Annotated in this window: 20 protein-coding genes; all 20 read left to right on the top strand. The window is 42.2% G+C overall.

Translation table 11 applies throughout. From position 1 onward, the window contains the following. Nucleotides 1-4: 4 nt before the first annotated feature. The gene (sprA, locus tag ACA086_RS13465; RefSeq protein ID WP_371003868.1) at nucleotides 5-7,111 is read left to right on the top strand and encodes a cell surface protein SprA; all 7,107 of its coding nucleotides are present in this window, start codon (nucleotides 5-7) and stop codon (nucleotides 7,109-7,111) included. A 69-nt stretch (nucleotides 7,112-7,180) separates the two neighbouring features. Then, nucleotides 7,181-7,561 carry a glycine cleavage system protein GcvH gene (gene gcvH / locus ACA086_RS13460; protein WP_371003867.1) on the top strand — a complete coding sequence of 127 codons (381 nt, stop codon included), beginning with the start codon at nucleotides 7,181-7,183 and terminating at the stop codon, nucleotides 7,559-7,561. Further along, the gene (locus ACA086_RS13455) at nucleotides 7,554-7,955 is read left to right on the top strand and encodes a VanZ family protein (RefSeq protein WP_371003866.1); all 402 of its coding nucleotides are present in this window, start codon (nucleotides 7,554-7,556) and stop codon (nucleotides 7,953-7,955) included. Before gcvH ends, ACA086_RS13455 begins: the two co-directional genes overlap by 8 nt. A gap of 53 nt (nucleotides 7,956-8,008) precedes the next feature. Beyond that, the gene (locus ACA086_RS13450; RefSeq protein WP_371003865.1) at nucleotides 8,009-8,713 is read left to right on the top strand and encodes an energy transducer TonB; all 705 of its coding nucleotides are present in this window, start codon (nucleotides 8,009-8,011) and stop codon (nucleotides 8,711-8,713) included. A 98-nt stretch (nucleotides 8,714-8,811) separates the two neighbouring features. Continuing rightward, on the top strand, nucleotides 8,812-9,591 hold the full coding sequence (locus tag ACA086_RS13445; protein WP_371003863.1) for an energy transducer TonB: 780 nt from the start codon (nucleotides 8,812-8,814) through the stop codon (nucleotides 9,589-9,591). Nucleotides 9,592-9,779: 188 nt separating this feature from the next. Next, nucleotides 9,780-10,694, top strand: coding sequence for a heme o synthase (gene cyoE / locus ACA086_RS13440; protein WP_371003909.1), 915 nt, complete (start codon nucleotides 9,780-9,782; stop codon nucleotides 10,692-10,694). Continuing rightward, a complete protein-coding gene (locus tag ACA086_RS13435; protein ID WP_371003862.1) occupies nucleotides 10,685-11,263 on the top strand; it encodes a heme-copper oxidase subunit III in 579 nt (192 codons plus the stop codon). Before cyoE ends, ACA086_RS13435 begins: the two co-directional genes overlap by 10 nt. A 99-nt stretch (nucleotides 11,264-11,362) precedes the next feature. After that, nucleotides 11,363-12,340: a cytochrome c oxidase subunit 3 gene (locus ACA086_RS13430; protein WP_371003861.1), complete on the top strand. Its 978-nt coding sequence runs from the start codon at nucleotides 11,363-11,365 to the stop codon at nucleotides 12,338-12,340. Nucleotides 12,341-12,372: 32 nt separating this feature from the next. Next, nucleotides 12,373-12,756, top strand: coding sequence for a cytochrome C oxidase subunit IV family protein (locus ACA086_RS13425; RefSeq protein ID WP_371003859.1), 384 nt, complete (start codon nucleotides 12,373-12,375; stop codon nucleotides 12,754-12,756). Nucleotides 12,757-12,827: 71 nt separating this feature from the next. Then, the gene (locus tag ACA086_RS13420; RefSeq protein ID WP_371003858.1) at nucleotides 12,828-13,460 is read left to right on the top strand and encodes a hypothetical protein; all 633 of its coding nucleotides are present in this window, start codon (nucleotides 12,828-12,830) and stop codon (nucleotides 13,458-13,460) included. Continuing rightward, complete coding sequence (locus ACA086_RS13415) at nucleotides 13,460-14,188, top strand: SCO family protein (protein WP_371003857.1); 729 nt, start codon at nucleotides 13,460-13,462, stop codon at nucleotides 14,186-14,188. Before ACA086_RS13420 ends, ACA086_RS13415 begins: the two co-directional genes overlap by 1 nt. A 1-nt stretch (nucleotide 14,189) precedes the next feature. Beyond that, nucleotides 14,190-14,723: a DUF420 domain-containing protein gene (locus ACA086_RS13410; RefSeq protein ID WP_369746965.1), complete on the top strand. Its 534-nt coding sequence runs from the start codon at nucleotides 14,190-14,192 to the stop codon at nucleotides 14,721-14,723. A gap of 8 nt (nucleotides 14,724-14,731) precedes the next feature. After that, a complete protein-coding gene (locus tag ACA086_RS13405; protein WP_371003912.1) occupies nucleotides 14,732-14,971 on the top strand; it encodes a hypothetical protein in 240 nt (79 codons plus the stop codon). 95 nt (nucleotides 14,972-15,066) lie between these two features. Beyond that, the gene (locus ACA086_RS13400) at nucleotides 15,067-16,311 is read left to right on the top strand and encodes an ABC transporter permease (protein ID WP_371003856.1); all 1,245 of its coding nucleotides are present in this window, start codon (nucleotides 15,067-15,069) and stop codon (nucleotides 16,309-16,311) included. A gap of 20 nt (nucleotides 16,312-16,331) precedes the next feature. After that, nucleotides 16,332-17,591: an ABC transporter permease gene (locus tag ACA086_RS13395; RefSeq protein WP_371003855.1), complete on the top strand. Its 1,260-nt coding sequence runs from the start codon at nucleotides 16,332-16,334 to the stop codon at nucleotides 17,589-17,591. 26 nt (nucleotides 17,592-17,617) lie between these two features. Beyond that, nucleotides 17,618-18,730 (top strand): efflux RND transporter periplasmic adaptor subunit, encoded by a 1,113-nt coding sequence (locus ACA086_RS13390; protein ID WP_371003854.1) that lies wholly within the window; start codon nucleotides 17,618-17,620, stop codon nucleotides 18,728-18,730. Between the two features lie 97 nt (nucleotides 18,731-18,827). Beyond that, on the top strand, nucleotides 18,828-19,529 hold the full coding sequence (locus ACA086_RS13385) for an ABC transporter ATP-binding protein (protein ID WP_369746969.1): 702 nt from the start codon (nucleotides 18,828-18,830) through the stop codon (nucleotides 19,527-19,529). Then, entirely contained in the window at nucleotides 19,522-20,754 is a 1,233-nt protein-coding gene (locus ACA086_RS13380) for an ABC transporter permease (RefSeq protein ID WP_371003853.1), read from the top strand. The genes ACA086_RS13385 and ACA086_RS13380 overlap by 8 nt, the downstream gene beginning before the upstream one ends. Before the next feature lies 1 nt (nucleotide 20,755). After that, complete coding sequence (locus ACA086_RS13375; RefSeq protein ID WP_371003852.1) at nucleotides 20,756-22,018, top strand: ABC transporter permease; 1,263 nt, start codon at nucleotides 20,756-20,758, stop codon at nucleotides 22,016-22,018. Between the two features lie 37 nt (nucleotides 22,019-22,055). Further along, nucleotides 22,056-23,189, top strand: a complete 1,134-nt coding sequence (locus ACA086_RS13370; RefSeq protein ID WP_371003851.1) for an efflux RND transporter periplasmic adaptor subunit — start codon at nucleotides 22,056-22,058, stop codon at nucleotides 23,187-23,189. The last annotated feature ends 10 nt before the right edge of the window (nucleotides 23,190-23,199 follow it).

Here is a 23,199-nt window from a genome sequence, read left to right as displayed (position 1 = left end):
AAGTTTGAAAACAGGGGCTAAAACTTTACTTAAATTTTCATTTAAGCTATTTTTCCTATCCTTTATTTTCCTTTCCTCCGGACATCTGCAGTCTCAGGAAACGGAAGAACAAGTTGTCGACTCTGTTCAAACAGGAGTAGCTTTGGGTGCGATTAAAATGCCCAACCCCAACAGCATTGTTTCCAAATACACCTATGACCCTCAACTTGACAGATATATTTACACTGAAACTGTAGGCGACTACGATATTAATTACCCCGTAATCCTAACTCCTGCCCAGTATCTGGAACTGGTCCGTAAAGAGAGCATAAAATCCTATTTCAAGGAAAAAATAGACGCTTTTTCGGGGAAGAAAGAGGGAAGTGAAGAGGCCCGGAGAAACTTACTTCCCAATTTTTATGTCAACAATAATTTCTTCGAATCGGTTTTTGGGGGGAACACTATAGAGGTAATTCCACAGGGTTCAGTGGCCATGGATCTGGGAGTTATCTGGCAAAAAAATGACAATCCTGCACTCTCACCCAGGAACAGGACCAATCTGTCTTTCGATTTTGATCAGCGTATCAGCCTTAGTATGCTCGGGAAAGTAGGGGAACGACTGCAGGTTACGGCAAATTATGATACAGAAGCAACCTTCGATTTTCAAAACCTTGTAAAACTCGATTATACTCCAACCGAAGACGATATCATTCAAAAAATTGAAGTTGGTAATGTAAATATGCCCCTGAATAGTTCCCTGGTTACCGGAGCACAAAGTTTGTTTGGGGTAAAAACTCAGCTACAATTTGGAAAAACCACCGTAACAGCGGTGTTTTCAGAACAGCGATCACAAAACAATACGGTGGTTGCTCAGGGTGGGGGAACAATAAATGATTTTGAACTTACAGCTTTGGACTACGATGAAGACAGGCACTTTTTCCTTGCTCAATATTTCAGGGATCAGTACGATGAAGCCCTGTCGAATTATCCATACATACGAAGCCAGGTGCAGATTACCCGTCTCGAAGTCTGGGTAACCAACCGAAGTCAGCAAACACTAAATGTCCGTAATGTGGTGGCACTTCAGGATCTGGGGGAAGCACTGGATGAGAAAACAAGGATAGGAAGAGCCAATGGGGATCCTGCCGGTTTTTTTAATTTTTCTGCTACCAATCCGGATTTGCCCAGGAACGGGGCAAACGATTTTGATCCTGCCTTAATAAATAATGGAGGGGCATTAACTTCAGAAATCAGGGATATCGCTACGGTTGAAAGTGGCTTTAATATTTCCGGGGGATATCAGATCAATCAGGGATTTGATTACGCCATACTCGAAAATGCGAGGAAATTAGAACCTACCCGTGATTATCAATATAACACTCAGCTAGGCTACATTTCTCTGAACCAACGTCTGAGCAATGATGAGGTTCTTGCAGTTGCCTTTCAATATACCTTTAATGGCGAAGTGTATCAGGTAGGGGAATTTGCCAATGGTGGCCTCGATGCCACTACGGTTGCAGGAGGAGTAACCCCCGAAATTACCAACAACACCCTCGTATTGAAATTGTTGAAGAGTAACATTACCAATGTCAATGACCCTATCTGGGATCTAATGATGAAAAACATCTATGCTACAGGGGCTTTTCAATTGAGTGAAGAAGATTTTAAACTCAATATCCTGTATTCAGATCCCACACCCAGGAATTATATCACGCCCGTAGATCCAAATGACGGATGGCCATCAATTCCCAAACCCCTTGAAGATCGAATTCTGCTCGATGTTTTTAACCTCGACCGACTCAATGTCTACCGGGATGTGCAACCGGGAGGGGATGGTTTTTTCGACTTTGTCCCCGGAATAACCGTAAATACCCAGGGCGGTCAGATCATTTTCACTAAGGTTGAACCCTTTGGGGAATACCTTTTTAATATTCTGGGAGGGGGTACTTATGAAGTGGATAACGATCAGGGATATAATGCGAATCAGCAGAAGTACGTATTCAGAAATATGTATGCCAATACAAAGGCAGCATCCCTGCAGGATGCGGAGAAGAACAGATTCAGGCTAAAAGGAAGGTATAAGTCGGAAGGAAGTAACGGAATCCCGATCGGGGCATTCAACGTTCCAAGAGGATCAGTTCGTGTAACTGCCGGAGGAAGGCAACTTCAGGAAGGGATAGACTATACCGTGAACTACCAGGCAGGTACCGTTCAAATCCTAGACCCGAGCTTGCAGGCGTCAAATACCCCTATCAATATATCGGTAGAGAACAATGCAGTTTTCGGGCAGCAAACCCGGAGATTCACTGGAGTGAATATTGAGCATCAGTTCAATGAGAACTTTGTCCTGGGTGGAACCTTGCTCAACTTAAATGAGCGTCCGCTGACACAAAAATCGAATTATGGAATTGAACCTGTGAATAATACCATCTTCGGCCTGAATGGTAATTTCTCAACTGAGGTTCCTTTCCTTACCCGCCTGGCAAATAAATTGCCGAATATAGATACGGATGTGCCATCTAATATTTCCCTCAGGGGAGAAGTGGCTTATCTAATTCCAAATTCACCAAAAAATGCCGACTTCCGAGGAGAGACGACTACCTATCTCGATGATTTTGAAGGGGCGCAAGCACTTATTGATATCCGTTCGTCACTGGGCTGGTCCCTGGCAAGTACTCCGCTGGAATTCCTGGATGAGGGAGAAACCGATCTTGAAGTAGGTTTCGAACGTGCTAAAATGGCCTGGTATACGATCGACCCTATCTTTTTTACCAATCAGAGGCCTTCGGGTATCTCAGACAACGATCTGTCTACGAATGCAACCCGAAGAGTATTTATCGATGAGGTATTTCCGCAGGTAGATATCGCCCAGGGGCAGACCACGGTACAAAATACGCTCGATCTTGCCTACTACCCATCGGTAAAAGGACCCTATAACGCAAACCCCTCTTTTGGTTCAGAACTGCCTACAGAGAAATGGGCCGGGATAATGCGCTCCCTCAGCAGTACAAATTTTGAACAGTCGAATGTGGAATTCGTTCAGTTCTGGGTGATGGATCCCTATGTAGACGGGATTGCTACAGGCCCCGGAGAACTGGTTATCAACCTTGGAAATATCTCTGAAGATATCCTGGCGGATGGAAGGAAGCAATATGAAAATGGATTACCCGGAGTGAACAGCAACGACTTAACAACGAATACGATCTGGGGTAAAGTACCGGCCACCCAGTCACTGGTCTACGCCTTTGATGCCGATGAAACCAACCGTGCGTTGCAGGATCTAGGTTTCGATGGCCTCACAGATAGTGAAGAGGCTGCCCAGGGATATAATGGTCCGGCAGAAGATCCTGCCCTGGACAATTACCAGTATTACCTCAATCGGGAGGGAAATATCCTCGAAAGATATCTCGATTTTAACAACGTGGATGGAAATTCACCGGTAACGGTTACCAACACTAACCGTGGATCCACAACCCTCCCCGACGTGGAAGACGTAGACAGGGACCTTACCATGAATACCATAAATAGTTATTACGAATACCGCATTGATATCAAGCCCAATACCACGGTTAATGATCTTTATGTAACTGATATCAAAGAGGGTATAACGCCCGACCTTCCCAATGGTACTCAATTAAACCGTAGATGGATTCAGTATAAGATTCCCTTGAGCGATTTTACAAATGCCGTTGGAGGGATATCCGATTTCAGATCGATCAGTTTTATGCGTATGTACCTTACAGGCTTTACGGATGATGTGGTGCTGAGGTTTGCCACTCTGGATCTTGTTCGGGGCGACTGGAGGAATTATACGAAAAGTCTGGAGGCAGATAATGATGATCCTTCGGATGACGGAACCATCGTAGATGTTAATACAGTAAATATTGAAGAGAACAATTCCAGGATCCCTATTCCCTATGTGTTGCCTCCGGGTGTGATCAGGGAGCAGCTTAATAATAATAATACCATTATCAGGCAGAACGAACAATCCCTTTCCTTCCTGCTGGAAAACCTACAACCCGAAGATTCAAGGGGTGTATTTAAGAATGTCAACATTGATGTAAGGCAGTATGAGAGATTGAAGATGTTTATGCATGCAGAGAAGCTGCTGAATTCAGACTATCTGGATGACGATGTGCCTTTGGTTGGATTCCTGAGGATTGGGACCGACTTTTCAGAAAACTACTATCAAATAGAAGTTCCATTACAGTTTACTTCTTTTGGGGCCAGTGCTGCAGAAGATATCTGGCCTGCAGTGAATGAACTCGACATTGCCCTCGACGATTTGAAAAAAGTTAAATCTCAGGGAATAGCAGACCAGACCCTGGGAGATATCACCTATTATGAAGTGGTGAATGGAGAGGTGACTCCGGTTGCGGAATTCGCTCCCCGGAACCTTGGACAGGTCAGGATCGGGATCAGGGGTAATCCTTCTTTAGGGAGTATCAGGAGCATGATGGTTGGGGTAAAGAACATCGATAATACAGCAGCCAGAGGAGAAGTCTGGTTTAATGAACTTAGGCTGGCTGGGCTCGATAACGAGGGAGGATGGGCGGCCATAGCGGCCTTTGATGGAAACATGGCAGATTTTGCCAATGTTTCGGCTACGGGAAGTAAAAGCACTTCAGGATTTGGTGCCATTGATCAGATGCCTAATGAAAGGGCCCGTGAAGATGCCATTTCTTATGATGTGGTGACCAACGTGGAACTGGGGAAATTGCTTCCCGAAAAATGGAACCTGCAGATCCCTTTTAATTATGGAATTTCGGAACAACTCATTACCCCGGAATTCGATCCGGTCTATGATGACCTGAAACTTGAAGATCGCATTGCAGCGGCAGACACAGCCCAGGAGGCAGATGAAATCAGGGAACAGGCAGAGGATTACACCAAAAGAACCAGTATTAATTTTATTGGAGTACGAAAAAACAGGGGGGAAGAAGCAGATGCCAATTTCTATGATGTTGAGAATTTCACCTTCAATTATTCCTATAACGAGACGGAACACCGCGATTTTGAAATAGCAAACCTCAGGGATCAGAATGTAAGAACGGGCTTTGTGTATAACCACAATTTTAAACCCGTATCTGTTGCACCTTTTGCCAAAAAGGATTCTCTTTTTACAGGCAACTACTGGAAGTGGCTTAAGGATCTTAATTTTAATTTACTTCCTACCAGTATTTCGCTTCAATCGGATATCAACAGGCAATTCAATCAGCAGCGTTTCCGGGATGTCTTGGAGCCGGGCGTTGAACGTCTTGAACTTCCACTATTGCAACAACGTAATTACCTGTTCAACTGGCAATACGCCCTTAACTACAGCATTACCAAGTCGCTCCGACTCAATCTGACATCTTCTAATAACAATATTGTCAGGAATTATTTTGAGGAGGAAGGAAATCCGAACTCACTGATCAATCAGGAATTAAATGTATGGGATGGATTTTTTGATATAGGAGAACCCAATCGCCATGCTCAGCAGATGCAGTTGAATTACGAAATACCCCTGAACAAGATCCCTATTTTTGATTTTATCAATGCGCAATACACTTATACCAGTAATTTCGACTGGCAGCGGGGAGGTGACGCCATAAGGGAAGTGACAGGAGAGGATATCAATACCATTCAGAATGCTAATACTCACAATCTGACAGCCACCTTGAACATGCAGCGATTTTACGATCAGATAGGTCTGAAAAAGGAAACTGGCAAGGGTGTGGCAAGCAATGTAAGAAGGGATAAGGCAGGGAATTTACCCACTGGAGCAGAAGCCAGTGTACCTAAAAAAACCACCGGACTCTGGAATACAGCAGTGGATGTTATCACTATGATAAAAAGGTTAAATGTAAATTACAATGAAAACAACGGCCAGGTATTGCCGGGCTATACACAGTCTATTGGATTTATAGGAACCACCAGGCCAACTCTCGGGTTTGTATTCGGTAGTCAGGCTGATGTTCGATTTGAGGCTGCCAGAAACGGCTGGCTAACAGTTTTTCCTGAATTCAATGAGCAGTTTATCAAAAGGACCAATAAACAACTCAATATCACTGCCACTGCACAACCGGTTCAGGATCTTACTATCGATTTAGTAGCTGACCGCCAATTTTCGAGTAGTCTGCAGGAAAATTTCAAGGTAGAGGATGGAGAGTATATAGTTCAGACCCCTAATACTTTTGGGAATTTCAGCATATCAACCCTGATGCTTGGCACTTTCTTTTCTAAAAGCGATGAGTTCACTTCCGATAATTTCGAAACATTTAAAGATAATCGTATTGTCATTGCCAACCGCCTCTTATCAGACCGGGGTGGAGCAGATGAAGGGGTAGATGGCGATGGATTTCCCATCCGTTATGGAAATACGAGTCAGGATGTCCTTCTCCCGGCCTTTTTCGCCGCTTATACAGGTCAGGACGTAAACAGGGTAAATCTGGATGCCTTCAGGGACATTCCCATTCCCAACTGGAATGTGAAGTATACAGGTTTGATGAGGAATAAATGGTTTAAGAGCAAGTTCAAACGTTTCTCCCTTAGTCATGGTTACAGGGCAGCTTATAGTATCAATAGTTTCCAGACCAACCTGGAAAGACAGAACGGACAAATTGATCCTGAAAACCAGGATTTCCTTCCGGAAAACATTATAAACAATGTGGTTCTGACAGATCAGTTCAACCCCCTGATGCGAGTAGATTTTGAAATGAAAAATTCCCTGAGTGTGGTGGCTGAGGTAAGAGCCGATCGCACCCTGTCACTGAGTTTTGACAACAATCTGCTAACAGAGATTAACGGAAAGGAATATACGCTCGGGCTGGGGTATCGGTTTAAGGACGTGACCTTTGTCACTAACATCGGAGGCGAAAAGCAAAGACTAAAAGGCGATCTGAACTTAAAGGCAGATGTAAGTCTTCGCGATAATATTACCATCATCCGAAATCTCGATCTCGACAATAACCAGATCACCTCCGGGCAAAATCTTTTGTCAGTAAAATTTACAGCAGACTACGCGCTCAGTAAAAGTTTGAATGCACTTTTCTTTTACGACCATTCTTTCTCGCAATTTGCAGTGTCTACTGCCTTTCCCCAGACGACTGTAAACACTGGGTTTACTTTACGCTATAATTTTGGTAATTAAGGGTGAAAAGGTTTTTTGAAAACCTTGACAGAATCCGTTACATTTGCCTTCGTAACTAATTCAAAAAACATGAACATACCATCCGAATTAAAATATACCAAAGACCATGAATGGGTGAGAATTGAAGGTGATACAGCAACTGTGGGAATCACCGATTTTGCCCAGAGCGAGCTGGGAGATATCGTTTACGTGGAAGTAGAGACCTTAGACGAGACTCTTGAGAAGGAAGAGGTATTCGGTACTGTTGAGGCTGTTAAAACCGTCTCTGATCTCTTTCTCCCCTTAAGTGGAGAGATCATCGCATTTAATGAATCTCTCGAAGATGAACCGGAGAAAGTGAATTCAGATCCTTACGGTGAAGGATGGATGATTAAAATTAAGTTTAGCAATGAGGCTGAACTGGAGGATTTGATGAGTGACACAGCCTATAAGGAACTCGTAGGTGCTTAAACGCTATGCATTTGGTGTCGGGTTTTTTGCATGGATGATTGCCATTAGTGTCCTTAGTCTTGTTTCATTTGAAGACGACTTATCCCTTGACATTCAAATCCCTTATCTTGACAAAGTAGTCCATTTTAGTTTTTATTTTATTGCAGCCGTTCTGGGGATGTTGTTCATACATGCCGGAAACCAGCAATTTACATCTGCTAGAAAAAGAACACTGATTTTACTTAGCAGTCTGCTGATATATGGTATAATTATTGAGGTATTACAACAGAGCCTAACGACCTACAGAAGTGGGGAAATTTTGGATGTTCTGGCAAATTCTATAGGAGCACTATTTGGAACTTTATTGATGTGGGCGATATTTTCTGACAAAACCAGGTTAAAATGGAAAAATTAATTACGGTTTTTATAAATTAATAGTTAAATTAGCAAACGTTTAAATCAAGAAATATGGAACTTAAGAAGAATCCCAAAGCCGATTTAAGAAAGAATAGTGGCCTCTATTTTGTTCTTGGGTTAATGGTTGTAATGCTGTTGGTATTTATCGCTTTTGAATGGAAGACCTATGACAAAGTAGCTGATTATGATATCTCTCTCAACGTAGAAGATGCCCTTGATGAAGAGGTTCCAATGACAGAACAGATCAAAACACCTCCGCCTCCACCACCTCCTGCTGCACCTGAAGTGATTGAAGTAGTTGAAGATGAAGAGGAAGTCGAGGAAACCGTAATTGAGTCTACAGAAACCAGTCAGGAAGAAGAGATCATTGAAGTAGAGGATGTAATTGTTGAGGACGATTTCGAAGATGTGGATGTACCCTTTGCGGTAATTGAAGATGTACCGGTATTTCCGGGTTGTGAAGGAGCAAGTGATAAAAGAGCTTGTTTTAATGAAATGATGCAAAAGCACATTATTAAAAATTTCCGCTATCCTGAAATTGCTCAGGAAATGGGCGTTCAGGGAAGGGTAAGTGTAATGTTTACCATTCAAAAAGACGGAAGTATTGGAAATATACGGTACAGAGGTCCGGACAAAAACCTTGAAGCTGAAGCTCTGAGGATTATCCAGAAATTACCAAAAATGACCCCTGGAAAACAAAGAGGAAGACCTGTAAGGGTGCCCTTCAGTATTCCAATTGTATTCAAACTGCAATAAAAGAATATTTAGATAAATATAAACCCTGACCAGCTGGTCAGGGTTTTTTTTGGTATGTTTCTTGTGTTCTAAAACATCGTAACACTAAACCATTTACGATGAAAAAAGCACCCAGGAAACCTGTATTATCAGACAGTAAACGAGATGTAAGAACAAAGCCGCTTCCAAGATGGATGAGAAAAAAAGAGGCGAATCTTAAAAAAAGGGGTGCTATTTACTTCCAATTGGGCCTGATCCTCGCCATGATCCTCACTTACCTGGGTCTTGAAGCCTCCTTCCAGTCTAGTGAAAACAGTATTCTTACAATTAGTGAATGGGAAGAACCCATTATTGTTATGGAGCAGATTCCAGTTATCCAGGAAGAAAAACCAATCCCACTAAAAACTAAGGTAGTATACAATCCTGCGGAATTCATTATCTCAGAGTCTGATCCAGTGGATGTCGATGCTTTGATTCAACCTGAAATACCCCAATTTCCGCCTTTACCACTTGATTCTATCCGGTACAGCGATTCCACTAAGGATGAACCACCGCTTATCCTGATTGATTTAGTGGATGAGGTTCCGGTGTTTCCGGGTTGTGAAGATGTAAAAGATAAAAAGGCCTGTTTTAATGAAATGATGCAAAAACACATCATCAAGAATTTTCGTTACCCAGAGATTGCTCAGGAACTGGGGATACAGGGAAGGGTGAGTGTAATGTTTACCATTCAGAATGACGGGAGCATTGGAAATATACGCTACAGTGGCCCGGATAAAAACCTGGAAGCAGAAGCTCTGAGGATTATCCAGAAATTGCCAAAAATGACCCCTGGAAAACAAAAGGGAAAACCTGTAAGAGTGCCCTTCAGTATTCCGATTTTATTTAAGTTGCAATAGGAGATCAAGGTAAAAAAGTACCCCGTCCTGAAATGACGGGGTTATTTTATGCTGTACATCCAAAGCATGTTTATATCATACGCTGCAGGAGGTTCCATGTCAATAATTCCTAAACTTAGCATAAACAGTATCAATTCGTTGCAAAAATATACTCCGGACCGTATCTTTGCACCCTTATAAATTCGATGATGAAGTCGGCTGTAAGCTCGGTAAAAACACATTCCTGGACATTGACATTTTCTGACTTTAAAGAGATTACCAAAGCAAGGCTTGCCCTTAGCGTTGTGTTTTCCTCTGTAGCCGGCTATTTTTTAGGAGCCGATCAGGTAGAATGGACATCAGTGCTGATGCTTGCGGTGGGGGGCTATTGTATGGTAGGCGCTTCAAATGCCTTTAATCAGGTTATAGAAAAAGACCTTGACGCATTGATGTCAAGGACAAGGAACAGACCTGTGCCTTCAGGCAGAATGGCTCCTTCCACAGCTTTGACAATTGCAGTAATAATGACCTTGCTCGGAATCGGGATTCTCTACTTTTTGAATCCGAAAACCGCCATGTTCGGTGCAATTGCCATCTTTCTGTACACCAGTGTGTACACCCCCTTAAAGACAATTACGCCTTTATCTGTTTTTGTAGGTGCTATCCCGGGGGCAATACCGTTTATGTTGGGATGGGTGGCGGCGACCAACGATTTTGGAATAGAGCCAGGAACCCTTTTTATGATTCAGTTTTTCTGGCAATTCCCGCATTTCTGGGCCCTGGCATGGATGCTGGATGAGGACTATAAAAAAGCAGGGTTTAAAATGCTCCCAACCGGGGAGAAAGATAAGGGAACTGCCGTGCAAATTATAATGTACACCGTTTGGATGATTGTCATTTCTGTCATCCCGGTTTTTGGGATCACTGGCCTCTTGCAACTTTCTGTAACCGGAGCGATTATCATTTTACTTATGGGGTTGATCATGCTTGTTTTCGCCTTGAGACTATTTGAAAAAAGAAACAATGCTACAGCCAGAAAATTAATGCTGGCCAGCGTTACATACATAAGCCTGATGCAACTGGTTTATGTAGCAGATAAATTTATTACGCAAATATGGATTTAACACAGGGGACACAAAAGGAGAAGAATGCCAGGGCAAAAAAGATGATGCTTTGGTTTGGGATTGTTAGCCTGCTAATGGGCTTTGCCGGGTGGACCAGTGCTTTTATAGTAAGTAGTTCAAGAGAAGACTGGTTAAATAATTTTCAGTTGCCTACAGCTTTTTTCTACAGTACAGTTGTACTCATCCTCAGTAGTCTTACATATATTCAGGCCAAACGCCTCGTAAACAAGGATGCTCAGAAAGCGGCAACGAGTTGGTTATACGGAACCCTGTTGTTGGGGATCATTTTTATTATTCTTCAGTTTACGGGCTTTAATGAAATTATTGCACAGGGGTATTATTTCACAGGTCCCACAAGTAATATAACCATGTCCTATATCTTCCTGATCGCTGCCGTTCATATTGTGCACGTTATAGCGGGGATGATTTCACTGATTGTGGTATTGGTAAGACAGCAGAAAGGTAAATACACCTCAGATAACATGCTGGGGATGGAACTGGGTGCTACCTTCTGGCATTTTCTCGATCTTTTATGGGTCTATTTAATGCTGTTTTTCTATTTCTTTTAAAGCAGGAGAAAAAATCTCTTCCATTCAGCATGGAATCGCTTTTCTTTAGCCTAAAAAAATGTATTTTTGCTAAAATTATCTTAATAAGATCATAAGTATATGGATTCGACGATCTCAACAGGAGCAGAAGAAGAAAGTGTATGGGGTGGCGGTAACCAGCCTTTAGGTGCGAGTTACGGCAAATTGATGATGTGGTTCTTTATCGTTTCTGATGCCCTCACCTTTTCAGGATTTTTAGCTTCTTACGGATTTTCCAGATTCAAATTTATTGAGACCTGGCCAATTGCCGATGAGGTATTTACACACGTACCTTTTATTCATGGAAATTTTCCCATGTACTACGTGGCGTTTATGACATTTATCCTGATCATGTCCTCTGTAACCATGGTGCTTGCAGTAGATGCCGGTCACAGAATGATGAAAAACAGGGTGGTCCTGTATATGTTTCTTACGATCATCGGAGGAGCAATTTTCGTTGGCTCACAGGCCTGGGAATGGGCAACTTTTATAAAGGGAGATTACGGTGCACTTGAGACCAAAGGTGGACGTATCCTGCAGTTTGTTAAAGCAGATACCGGAGAACGCGCTGCCCTTGCAGATTTTGCTGAACAGATAGAAACGGAAAGAGTGACCCAGCAAAAGAATGTTGGGATCTGGTACTCAGATGAAACTTCTCTTCCTTCCTATTCCCTGGAAGAAGTCACTCAGGGTTTCTTATCTAATCCAAATATTCTGATCCGTACTGAAACGATTAATGAAGAAGGAGAGAAGACTCTTCTAACCAGGGAAGAATCTCTGGCCAAAATTAAAGATGCTCAATTAGTAGTAGAAGGTGCCAATCTCGTCAGAAATGAATACGGAAGCCGATTATTCGCCGATTTCTTTTTCTTTATTACCGGCTTTCACGGATTCCACGTGTTTTCAGGAGTGGTGATAAACGTCATCATCTTCTTTAATATCATCCTTGGTACGTATGAAAGGAGAGGACATTATGAAATGGTTGAAAAGGTTGGTCTCTACTGGCACTTTGTAGATCTTGTATGGGTATTTGTCTTTACCTTCTTTTATCTTGTATAATCGTCTGAATAATAGTAATAAACGACTTTAATATGTCACACGAACATAAATTAGCCATCTTCAGAGGGACCTTGAAATTCAAGTCGAATACCCAGAAAATATGGGGTGTCCTGATCTTTTTATCTATAGTTACAACCATTGAGGTAGCCCTGGGAATAACCAAACCTGAAATTTTCGTGGCAAATACTTTTATCGGAATGAAATTGCTCAACTGGATATTCATCATCCTGACCCTGGTAAAGGCTTATTATATAGCCTGGGATTTTATGCACCTTCGCGATGAGAAAAGTTCCCTGAGAAGGGCAATCGTATGGACACCTATCTTCCTGGTGAGCTACCTGATATTTATTCTGTTGTTCGAAGCCGATTACATTTACAACGTCTTTAAAGACGGATATATACAATGGAATTTCTAACACGGAATTAACAACTTTAAAAGACGGTATAAGAACCGTCTTTTTTATTTTTGTACTGTTTCTTTTTGACCATGAAAAAGACCTTTGTCCTAATTGTTTTGTTTATCCTTCCTTTAGTAGCATATCTCTTTTTTGCCTCAGGGGTAAATAATTTTGGACGTCTCCCCACTCTCACTGAAGAAGTGGAAGATATGGTCGCAATAAGCCCCGATGTAAGTTTGCAGGATAAGATCACTATTCTGGGATTTTTGGGGAAAGATGCCGATTTGAGAAAGGGGAACGCTTTTAACCTCAATCAAAAAATCTATAAGCGTTTTTACGAGTTTCACGATTTCCAGATGGTCATGGTGATGCCGTACGGGACAGAAGATGTCGTTGAAAGTATCCGTCAGGAACTCAATGAGCTTACAGATGCCTCAAACTGGAAATTCGTCTTTGCAAAAGACGAAGAGATTGAAAGGATTTTTTCTTCACTCCAAACCGATTTAAAACTGGATGAAGGTTTGGGAACCCCTTATGTATTTATCATTGATAAAGACCGCAACTTAAGGGGCAGAACAGACGATGAAGATGAAGGCACTAAGTTCGGCTTCAATACCAATTCCGTAGCTGAACTCAACAATAAGATGGAGGATGATGTAAAGATCATTCTGGCCGAATACCGCCTCGCCCTGAAGAGAAATAACGCCCAAAGAAGCAACTGATGAAAAAGAAATACACTTATATCTGGGTATCGCTGATTGTACTGGTTTTCGGAATTATCTTTATTCCAAGGATCGTAGAAAGGATTAAGTCGGGGAACATAGTAGAAAACACAAGGATGAATATCGCAGAAGGGGTAGAGCGACCTCTGGAATACATCACCCTGAATGATAAAAAACGCAAAGTTCCGCCTTTTAGTTTTCTTAATCAGGACAGTTTGCTGATCACAAATGAAGATTACAAAGGCAAGGTTTATGTAGTAGAGTTCTTCTTTACCACCTGCCCCACCATCTGCCCGGTTATGAATCAGAATCTTGTGGAGATTCAGAACGAATTCAGGGAATTTGAAAATTTTGGGATAGCCTCATTTACCATCAATCCGGATTACGATACTCCCATGGTTTTAAAGGAATATGCCGAGAAGTATGGAATCACCGATATGGACTGGAACCTGCTTACAGGCAACTCTGAAGAAGTGATGAAGCTGGCCAATGAAGGCTTTAATATTTTTGCAGCCAGTTCTCCGGATGTGCCCGGGGGTTTTGAGCATTCAGGCCTCTTTGCCCTCGTAGATAAAAACGGATACTTGCGTTCAAGAAGAGATGCCTACGGTAACCCGCTGATTTATTATCGCGGAACGATAAAAGAATCTCAGGGAGAGAATTTTGAAGGGGAGCAGGAGCAAATCAGTATTTTAAAAGAGGACATAAAAAAATTATTGCAGGAATAGAATGAGCACGCTAAGCTTAAATGAAAAGCAGGTAAACAGATGGATAACTATCATATCCATACTTATCCCTCTTGTGGTAGCCGCATTGTTTGGGGTACGTCTTCCCGATGTGGAACCCCTAAGTTTTCTGCCTCCGATCTACGCAGGCATCAATGGTCTTACAGCAGTTTTACTAGTCGCTGCCGTCTGGGCAATAAAAAATGGGAAACAACAACTACATCAACGCCTTATGACCACTTGTATAGCGCTGTCATTCGTTTTCCTGGTGATGTATGTTGCCTACCATATGACTTCAGATTCTACACCTTTTGGGGGCGAAGGTTGGGTGAGGGGAGTATATTATTTTATCCTGATTACACATATCCTGCTTTCCATTGCCATAATTCCTCTTGTACTCCATACCTATGCCCGTGCTTATTTAAAGAATTTTGAGCGACATAAAAAACTAGCAAGGATTACTTTTCCTGTCTGGTTATATGTGGCCCTAACAGGTGTAATTGTTTATCTTATGATATCGCCATATTATTCCTATTAAAAGATCAGATGATGCAAAAACCTTCTTCTTTGTCGGTTCGATATCGCTTAGTTCTAACCATTGGACTTTTTATGCTGCTTCCTATTATGTCTGAAGCACAATGTGCCATGTGCAGGGCCGTACTGGAGAGTGAAGGCAATACTTCCGTCGCAGAAGGAATCAATAATGGCATCGTTTACCTGATGGCCATCCCCTATATTCTGATTGGAGCTCTATTTTTCTTTATTTACCGCAAGTTAAAATCCTGAACTTTTCAAATTTAACATTGATTTAAGGAAGATTGTTGTAACAATACAGACCTTGAGGAGTCTATTTTATACTGCATTGTTTAAACACTGACCCAATGTTCGATCTTGAGAGATGGCAAGAGATCTTTGATACCATCAGGAAAAATAAGTTGCGTACTTTTCTGACCGGGGTTTCTGTGGCCTCTGGTATCTTTATATTGGTCATCCTTTTAGGATTTGGTCAGGGAATGCAAAATGGGATTAGCTACGAGTTTGAACAGGATGCCACCACCATAGTAGAGGTCTGGCCAGGTGTAACTACAAAGGAATACAAAGGATTAAATCCAGGCAGGAGGATTCAATTACGCAATGAGAATTACGAAACTGCTAATTCACTCTTTGGCGAGGAAGTTGAATATAAATCACCCCTTATTTTTGTTAGAAATGTCAATGTAAACTACGGAAAAGAAGCCTTGGTCTACAGCGTCAGGGGGGTCTCCTATGATTACCAGTTTATTGATAACGCCAAATTACACGAAGGAAGATTCCTTAATTATCAGGATATAGCCGGGACAGGGAAAGTAGCTCTTATCGGAAAAAAAATCAAAGAGGATGTCTTTAAGAACCTGGATACTCCAATAGGGGAGTACATCAATATTTCCGGTGTTCTGTTTAAGATTATCGGGGTATTTGATGAGCGGGAGCAGAGAGAAGAAGAACGCATCTATATTCCGATGACAACCGCGCAAAAGGTATTTAACGGGGCAGACTATATCAATAACATTTCGTATACCCTGCCTAAGGTTGAAAATTTTGATGAAGCCGTCGCACAGGCTGTCTTGTTTAAAGATAATTTGCGGTCCTATCTCCAGCAGGCCCATACTGTAGCCCCGGATGATACCAGTGCCATCCAGGTTTGGAGTGCCCTTGAGGAGGCCAAACGGTATTTCAGCCTTATTAACAATATTAAATTTTTCTTCTGGTTCGTAGGGATATGCACCATCATTGCCGGTGTCGTTGGTGTGAGTAATATCATGCTGATTGTAGTTAAGGAGCGCACAAGAGAAATCGGGATACGTAAGGCCCTGGGAGCAAAACCCTGGTCGATCATTTTGATGATCTTACACGAGGCGATCTTCGTAACGGCCATTTCGGGTTTTGCCGGTCTCATCTTTAGTATGGGGATATTGGAAATTGTTGGCCCTTATGTTGAAGTAGATTATGTAGTGAATCCATCAGTTAATTTTAATGTTGCCCTGGCAACAGTTTTTGTCTTAATAGTGGCAGGTACTATTGCGGGATTTTTCCCTGCATGGAGAGCGGCACATATACATACCATTGACGCTTTGCGCGATGAATAATAAGCTAAGTAGAATCGACAATGTTTAACAGAGATCGTTGGAAAGAAATTTTGGAGGTACTTACCACCAATTGGTTCCGTACCGTCCTGACGGCTTTTGGGGTTTTTTGGGGGATATTGATCCTGATTATCCTTCTTTCTGCAGGAAAAGGTCTTGAGAATGGCATAAGGACAGATTTCGGGGATATAGCTACCAATACTATGTTTATGTGGACCCGTAGTACTACCAAGGCCCATATGGGTATGCCCATCGGAAGGAATTTTAGGTTTAAGACGGAAGATGTTAAAACACTAAAGGAAAAATTTCCTCAATTGCGATTTATTTCTCCCAGAAACCAACTCGGAGGATTCCGTGGAAATAATAATGTAGTCAGGGGAATCAAGACAGGTGCGTATAATGTTTACGGCGATTATCCTGAAATTATCCAGCAGGAGCCTATGGCAATTACTGCAGGCCGTTTTATCAATCAGAACGATATTGATAACAAACGAAAAGTTGCTGTGGTGGGATTAGGGGTGCGCAATGAACTATACGACGCGGGAGAAGAGGTTTTAGGCTCCTATATAAAGATACAGGGGGTTAATTTTATGGTCGTAGGTACGTATAAAAAAAGATCTGGCAATGGAAATGGAGAAGAAGGTCAAAAAGAAATCTACGTTCCTTTTACTGCATTTTCCCAGGCCTTCAATCAGGGAAACAACGTAGGATGGATGGCCATTACGGCAAAAGATGGCTTTCCTATTACAGATTTAAAAACCGGTATTGTTAATGAGATGAAAAAAGTTCATAAGGTACATCCTGAAGATTCCAGGGCCGTTGGCTTTTTTGATCTATACGAAGAGTTCAACAGGGTGGAAAGCTTGTTTGGAGCCATGAGTTTTATAGGGTATTTCGTTGGGATTCTTGTCCTTCTATCAGGAATCATCGGTGTAAGTAATATTATGCTGATCGTAGTAAAAGAGAGAACCAAGGAGATAGGAATTCGCCGTGCCTTGGGAGAAGACCCCTGGTCAATCAGGAAACAGATACTGCTCGAATCTATTTTTCTGACTATTATCTCAGGGATGGCAGGTATTGTTATAGGTGCATTGTTTATTTATGGAGTTAATGCCCTGTTGGCGGCAAATGGACCTGTGGATATGTTTATGAATCCCAGTGTAAATCTCGGAGTTGTTTCGGCGGCTTTGGTAATTCTGATTATTTCTGGTCTGCTTGCTGGCTTTATCCCGGCGCAGAGCGCGATCAAAATACGTCCGATTGATGCCTTGAGAACTGAATAAGATTAACCGATCAAATTAAAATAAAAATGAAAAAATCAGTTACCGTAATTATCCTCTTAATCATAGTGATCACTTTTGGGGGGGCAATGGTCTATCTGTATCAAAAAAATGCGGAAGATCCTGTTGTCTATGAAACTGAACAGGCAGAAAAACGCACCATCATTAAGAAAACAGTAGCAACCGGGAGTATTCTGCCCCTTGAAGAGGTATTGATAAAACCAAACATCTCAGGGGTAATTGAAGAGGTTTATGTAGAAGGGGGCGACTACGTGAAATCCGGAGATCTTATTGCACGGATTAAGGTAGTGCCCAATCTCAATGCTCTGAACGATGCGAAAAATGCAATTGAAGACGCACGGATCAATCTCGAGGATCAGCGACGGAATTTCGACAGGCAGAGTGAACTTTATTCTAAAGGAGTGGTTTCCAAAGTCGACCTGGAAAGGGCACAGGTAACATATGACCAGGCGAAACAAGCCTATTCGGCTGCCAATAAACGATATGATATTGTACAAACCGGTACTACAAGGGGCTTGAGCAACGCAGCAAATACCCTGATAAAAGCTACCGTAAGCGGGATGGTGTTGGAAGTTCCGGTGGAGGTCGGAAATCAGGTGATTGAAAGCAATAATTTTAATGAAGGGACCACTATTGCTGCCATAGCCGATGTAAATAAAATGATCTTTGAAGGAAAAGTTGACGAATCTGAAGTAGGGAAAATTAAGGAAGACCTTCCTCTCGAAATTACCGTTGGAGCTATAGAGAATAAAGTATTTAATGCGGTCCTGGATTATATCGCACCTAAAGGCAAGGCCGAGAACGGAGCCATTCAGTTTGAGATCAAAGGAACTTTAAACAAAGGCGATACAGTATTTATAAGAGCTGGTCTTAGTGCTAATGCCTCAATCATTCTGGCCAGAGCAGACAGCGTCCTGGCTATTAAAGAAGCCCTGGTGCAATTTGATCCCGAAACTAAAAAACCCTTTGTTGAAATAGCTACAGGAGATCAGCAATTCACCCGAAAAGATATAGAATTAGGGGTAAGTGATGGCATTTACGTTGAAGTCCAGTCTGGCCTTTCAATTGAAGATAAAATAAAGGTCTGGAATGCCCTACAGCCTGAAACCCTTGGCGGATAGATTTTTTAACATTATTTTTTAACAATTATTGTAACAATTCCACAACTTGCTAGTCCTATCACAGGATTGGAATCCAAATAAAGAAAAAGTACCAACCATGATTGAAATCAAGGATCTGCACAAATCGTATAAAATGGGAAGTAATTCCCTTCATGTTCTCAAGGGAATCAATTTTTCCGTTGAAGAAGGAGAATTAGTGGCCATCATGGGTTCCTCGGGATCAGGGAAGTCGACCCTCCTGAATATTCTAGGAATGTTAGATGAAGCTGATGAAGGAGAATACTTGCTCGATGGCATCCCGATTAAAAATCTCAATGAGACAAAAGCGGCAAACTACAGGAATAAATTTTTAGGATTTATTTTTCAATCGTTTAACCTCATTAATTATAAGACAGCACTGGAAAATGTCGCCCTTCCGCTTTACTACCAGAAAATGCCGCGAAAGCAAAGACAGGAAAAGGCATTAAAGTATTTAGACCAGGTAGGTCTTAAAGAGTGGTCGCATCATTTACCCAGTGAACTTTCAGGGGGGCAAAAACAACGTGTGGCTGTTGCGAGAGCCATGGTAGCAGAACCTAAGGTTTTATTGGCTGATGAGCTTACCGGTGCTTTGGACAGTACAACCTCTTATGAGGTGATGGATTTGATACAGAAGATCAATGACCAGGGAAATACCATTCTGGTGGTTACTCACGAACCCGATATAGCCCAGATGTGCAAGCGCATCGTTCATCTAAAGGATGGGGTAATCGTCAAAGACGAAAAAGTAAAACAAGTAAAAGCCCTCGCCAATGTTTAGCAGGGATACCTGGCAGGAAATATTTCTCACTATTCGGAAAAACAAACTCCGGACAATTCTCTCGGGATTTACAGTATCGCTGGGAATCTTAATTTTTGTGGGCCTTGTGGGGTTGACAAACGGACTTCAGAATACTTTCGAATATTTTTTCTCCCAGGACGCTACCAATGTGATGTATATCTTCCCGGGAAGGACATCCATGCCGTACAAGGGATACAAATCGCTTCGGCGCATAGAACTTGATAATAGCGATCTCACAGATATCAAGGAAGACTTCCCGATGTTCGTGGATTACATTTCTCCTAGAATATTCAGGAGTGCCCTGGTTAAGTACAAGGAAGAATCAAATAATTACACGACAATAGGGGTCGATTGGGGGCAGCAATTTGCCGAGAAGACCATTATGATGAAAGGTCGGTATATCAACCAGGAAGATGTTAAAAATAGAACCAAAAATGTAGCCATAGGAAGATTGGTTGAACAGGATCTTTTTGGCAATAGTAATTCAATTGGTGAATTCATAGATGTTGGCGGTAGTATGTTCAGGGTTGTAGGCGTCTTTCAGGATGACGGGGGAGACAACGAAGAACGACAGCTCTATATGCCTTATACCACAAGACAGCTCATTGAAAAGAATACGGATGAAATCGGGCAGATTGTCATCGGGTTTAAAGAGGAGATAGGATATACTGGAGCCATGGCCTTCCAGCGCAGTCTGGAAAAATACCTGAAACAGAAAAAATTTATTCATCCCGAAGATGAGAATGGCTTTTTCGTGAGAAATGTAGCCGATCAGCTCAAACAGAACCAGGATTTCGCAGGAGTACTCGCCATTATCGCAGCCCTGGTGGCTTTCGGAACAATTATAGCAGGAATAATAGGGATTAGCAATATCATGGTCTATGTAGTGAAAGAAAGGACCAAGGAAATAGGCATTCGAAAGGCTATAGGCGCAACTCCGAGATCAGTGATCTCCGTAATACTACTTGAATCTGTTTTTATTACTACCATTTCAGGCTTTTTGGGCATGTTTGTGGGAATAGCTCTTTTAAGTACCCTGGGGGATACGCTGATGGATGATTACTTTATCCGAAACCCGGGAATAGGTACGGGATTGGCAGTTTTTGCCACGCTGCTGCTTATCATTTTTGGAACCCTGGCAGGATATGTACCAGCCAAAAGGGCAGCGAGAATAAAACCTATTGAAGCTCTAAACGACGAATAGTATGAGATTTCTATTTGATAAAAATACATGGCAGGAGATCTTTGGTTCTATAGGCAAGAACAAGACAAGAACGATCATTACGGTGATCGGTGTCTTATGGGGGATATTTATCTATATAGTCCTCGCGGGTGCCTCTAAAGGACTGGATAATGGCTTTGAACGGAATTTTGAATCTGTTGCCAAGAACAGTATCTGGGCCTGGTCACAATCCACCAGTATGCCTTACGCCGGATATAAAACAGGCAGGCGATTAACGATTAAAGTTCAGGACGCCGTTACCCTGCAAAACAGAGTTCCGGAAATTCAGTATATCGCTCCGGTTAATACCAAAGGGGTTTTCGGAGGACAAGCTGCCCTGGGTGTCAGGGGATTAAAGTCTAACAGTTATCCCGTCTATGGCTACTTTCCTGTCATCGCAAAAATGGCTACACAGAAGATTTATGATAATGGGCGTTTTATCAATGATGAAGATGAGGAACAGGCAAGAAAGGTTTGTGTAATCGGGGAAAGAACCGAGCAGGAATTATTTGACAAGGATGAAGACCCTATTGGCGCATATATAAGGATAGATGGTATATATTTTCAGGTAGTAGGCGTACATAAGTTTACACAAACTACCCCCTTTGGTACAGATGGGGATATTTATATTCCATTTTCAACTTTTAAAAAGTTATATAATACAGGAGATAATGCGCAGTATTTCACTATTGCTGCCTATGACGATGCGGATGTGGTACAGGTGGAAAAAGATATTAAGGCGGTTCTGAAAAGTATTCACAACGTGCACCCGGATGACGAGCGTGCATTTGGAGCTTTCAACCTGGGCGAAGTCTTTAGTAAGATCATGGGCTTTGCCAACGGCCTCACCTTTGTCTCGCTTATAGTAGGCCTGGCAACCATTCTCGCCGGGGTAATCGGAATTGGAAATATTTTACTGATCTCCGTAAAAGAACGGACCAAGGAACTGGGAATAAGGCGTGCCCTTGGGGCAACTCCCCGGGAAGTGAGATCCCTTATCATCCTGGAATCCGTTTTTCTCACCATGATTGCGGGAATTATCGGGATTATTATGGGTGCCGGGGTGCTGAGCCTGATCAATTCAATGACAGAAGGCATAGATTTCCCTTATACCAACCCTACCGTGCCCATTCCATTAGTAATCGGGGCCTTGCTTGTCATGGTTATTCTGGGGACCCTCATCGGGTTGATCCCGGCGCAAAGAGCGGTCAGTATTAAACCTATTGATGCATTAAGAGAAGAATAAAATAATAACTAACAACTTTAAATAACACGCAGAGAAGATGAATAAATATGTAAAATTCGGACTAATAGGGGTCCTGGTCTTAGGTGCATTATGGGCAGCGGCTTTCTTTATCAAGTCGAATAGCAAAGGAGCCATCGAATATGATACTAAAAATCCCTTTATAGCGAATATAGAGAAAAAGACGGTGGCCACCGGAAAGGTTGTCCCGCAGGATGAGGTAGAGATTAAACCTCAGATTTCAGGGATCATTGATAAGATTTACATGGAGGAAGGGGATGATGTAAGAGCAGGCGATCTGATTGCTGTGATCAAAGTGGTTCCCAATGAACAGGCGCTGAATTCAGCACGAGGTAGAGTTAGGAATGCGGAAGCAGCTTTGAATAATATTAAGATTGAATATGACAGGAACAAACAACTCTTCGACCGGGGAGTAATTTCCAGTCAGGATTTTAATAACCTGAAATTACGATATGATCAGGCGGTTCTGGAACTGGAAAATTCAAGGGCAGATTTTCAGATTATACGTATGGGGTCGGCCGGAGGATCTTCCAGCGCCAACACTAACATCAGGGCAACCGTAAATGGAACTATCCTGGAGATCCCTGTGGAAGAGGGAGATCAGGTAATCCAGAGTAATAACTTCAACGATGGAACAACTATCGCAACAATAGCAGACCTTACACGGATGATTTTCGAAGGGCAGGTAGATGAAGGTGAAGTTGGGAAATTAAAAGTGGGAATGCCTTTGGAAATTAGCCTTGGAGCAATCGAAGACCAGAGATTGGAAGCCAAATTAAAATTTATTGCGCCAAAAGGTGTGGAGGAAGCCGGTGCCGTTCAGTTTAAAATTGAAGGGGATGTAGCCACCAATGATTCCATCTTTATCAGGGCAGGATACAGTGCCAACGCGTCATTGGTACTAGAGAAGAAAGACAGTATTATGGTTATCCCGGAAGCCTTGTTGCAATTCGATAAGGAAAATGATAAACCCTATGTTGAGATCGCGACAGGTGACCAGCAATTTGAGCGCAGAGATATTGAGATAGGAATTTCAGATGGGGTCAATGTAGAAATTATTTCAGGTCTTACTGAAGAAGATAAAGTAAAGATTTGGAACAAGACGGAGCCTATTAAGCGAGGCGAGGATGAAGAAGAGGAAGCAAATTCCTGATAAGTCGAAT

The sequence above is a fragment of the Muriicola sp. E247 genome, from assembly GCF_041358175.1.
In the GTDB taxonomy this organism is placed as follows: domain Bacteria; phylum Bacteroidota; class Bacteroidia; order Flavobacteriales; family Flavobacteriaceae; genus Muriicola.
This window is presented reverse-complemented; position numbering and strand designations above follow the sequence as displayed.

Excerpts from the sequence above, each read along its gene's own strand:
- gcvH (WP_371003867.1), top strand. The coding sequence starts at position 7,181 with ATGAACATACCATCCGAATTAAAATATACCAAAGACCATGAATGGGTG.
- ACA086_RS13450 (WP_371003865.1), top strand. The coding sequence starts at position 8,009 with ATGGAACTTAAGAAGAATCCCAAAGCCGATTTAAGAAAGAATAGTGGC.
- ACA086_RS13445 (WP_371003863.1), top strand. The coding sequence starts at position 8,812 with ATGAAAAAAGCACCCAGGAAACCTGTATTATCAGACAGTAAACGAGAT.
- cyoE (WP_371003909.1), top strand. The coding sequence starts at position 9,780 with ATGAAGTCGGCTGTAAGCTCGGTAAAAACACATTCCTGGACATTGACA.
- ACA086_RS13435 (WP_371003862.1), top strand. The coding sequence starts at position 10,685 with ATGGATTTAACACAGGGGACACAAAAGGAGAAGAATGCCAGGGCAAAA.
- ACA086_RS13430 (WP_371003861.1), top strand. The coding sequence starts at position 11,363 with ATGGATTCGACGATCTCAACAGGAGCAGAAGAAGAAAGTGTATGGGGT.
- ACA086_RS13425 (WP_371003859.1), top strand. The coding sequence starts at position 12,373 with ATGTCACACGAACATAAATTAGCCATCTTCAGAGGGACCTTGAAATTC.
- ACA086_RS13420 (WP_371003858.1), top strand. The coding sequence starts at position 12,828 with ATGAAAAAGACCTTTGTCCTAATTGTTTTGTTTATCCTTCCTTTAGTA.
- ACA086_RS13415 (WP_371003857.1), top strand. The coding sequence starts at position 13,460 with ATGAAAAAGAAATACACTTATATCTGGGTATCGCTGATTGTACTGGTT.
- ACA086_RS13410 (WP_369746965.1), top strand. The coding sequence starts at position 14,190 with ATGAGCACGCTAAGCTTAAATGAAAAGCAGGTAAACAGATGGATAACT.
- ACA086_RS13405 (WP_371003912.1), top strand. The coding sequence starts at position 14,732 with ATGATGCAAAAACCTTCTTCTTTGTCGGTTCGATATCGCTTAGTTCTA.
- ACA086_RS13400 (WP_371003856.1), top strand. The coding sequence starts at position 15,067 with ATGTTCGATCTTGAGAGATGGCAAGAGATCTTTGATACCATCAGGAAA.
- ACA086_RS13395 (WP_371003855.1), top strand. The coding sequence starts at position 16,332 with ATGTTTAACAGAGATCGTTGGAAAGAAATTTTGGAGGTACTTACCACC.
- ACA086_RS13390 (WP_371003854.1), top strand. The coding sequence starts at position 17,618 with ATGAAAAAATCAGTTACCGTAATTATCCTCTTAATCATAGTGATCACT.
- ACA086_RS13385 (WP_369746969.1), top strand. The coding sequence starts at position 18,828 with ATGATTGAAATCAAGGATCTGCACAAATCGTATAAAATGGGAAGTAAT.
- ACA086_RS13380 (WP_371003853.1), top strand. The coding sequence starts at position 19,522 with ATGTTTAGCAGGGATACCTGGCAGGAAATATTTCTCACTATTCGGAAA.
- ACA086_RS13375 (WP_371003852.1), top strand. The coding sequence starts at position 20,756 with ATGAGATTTCTATTTGATAAAAATACATGGCAGGAGATCTTTGGTTCT.
- ACA086_RS13370 (WP_371003851.1), top strand. The coding sequence starts at position 22,056 with ATGAATAAATATGTAAAATTCGGACTAATAGGGGTCCTGGTCTTAGGT.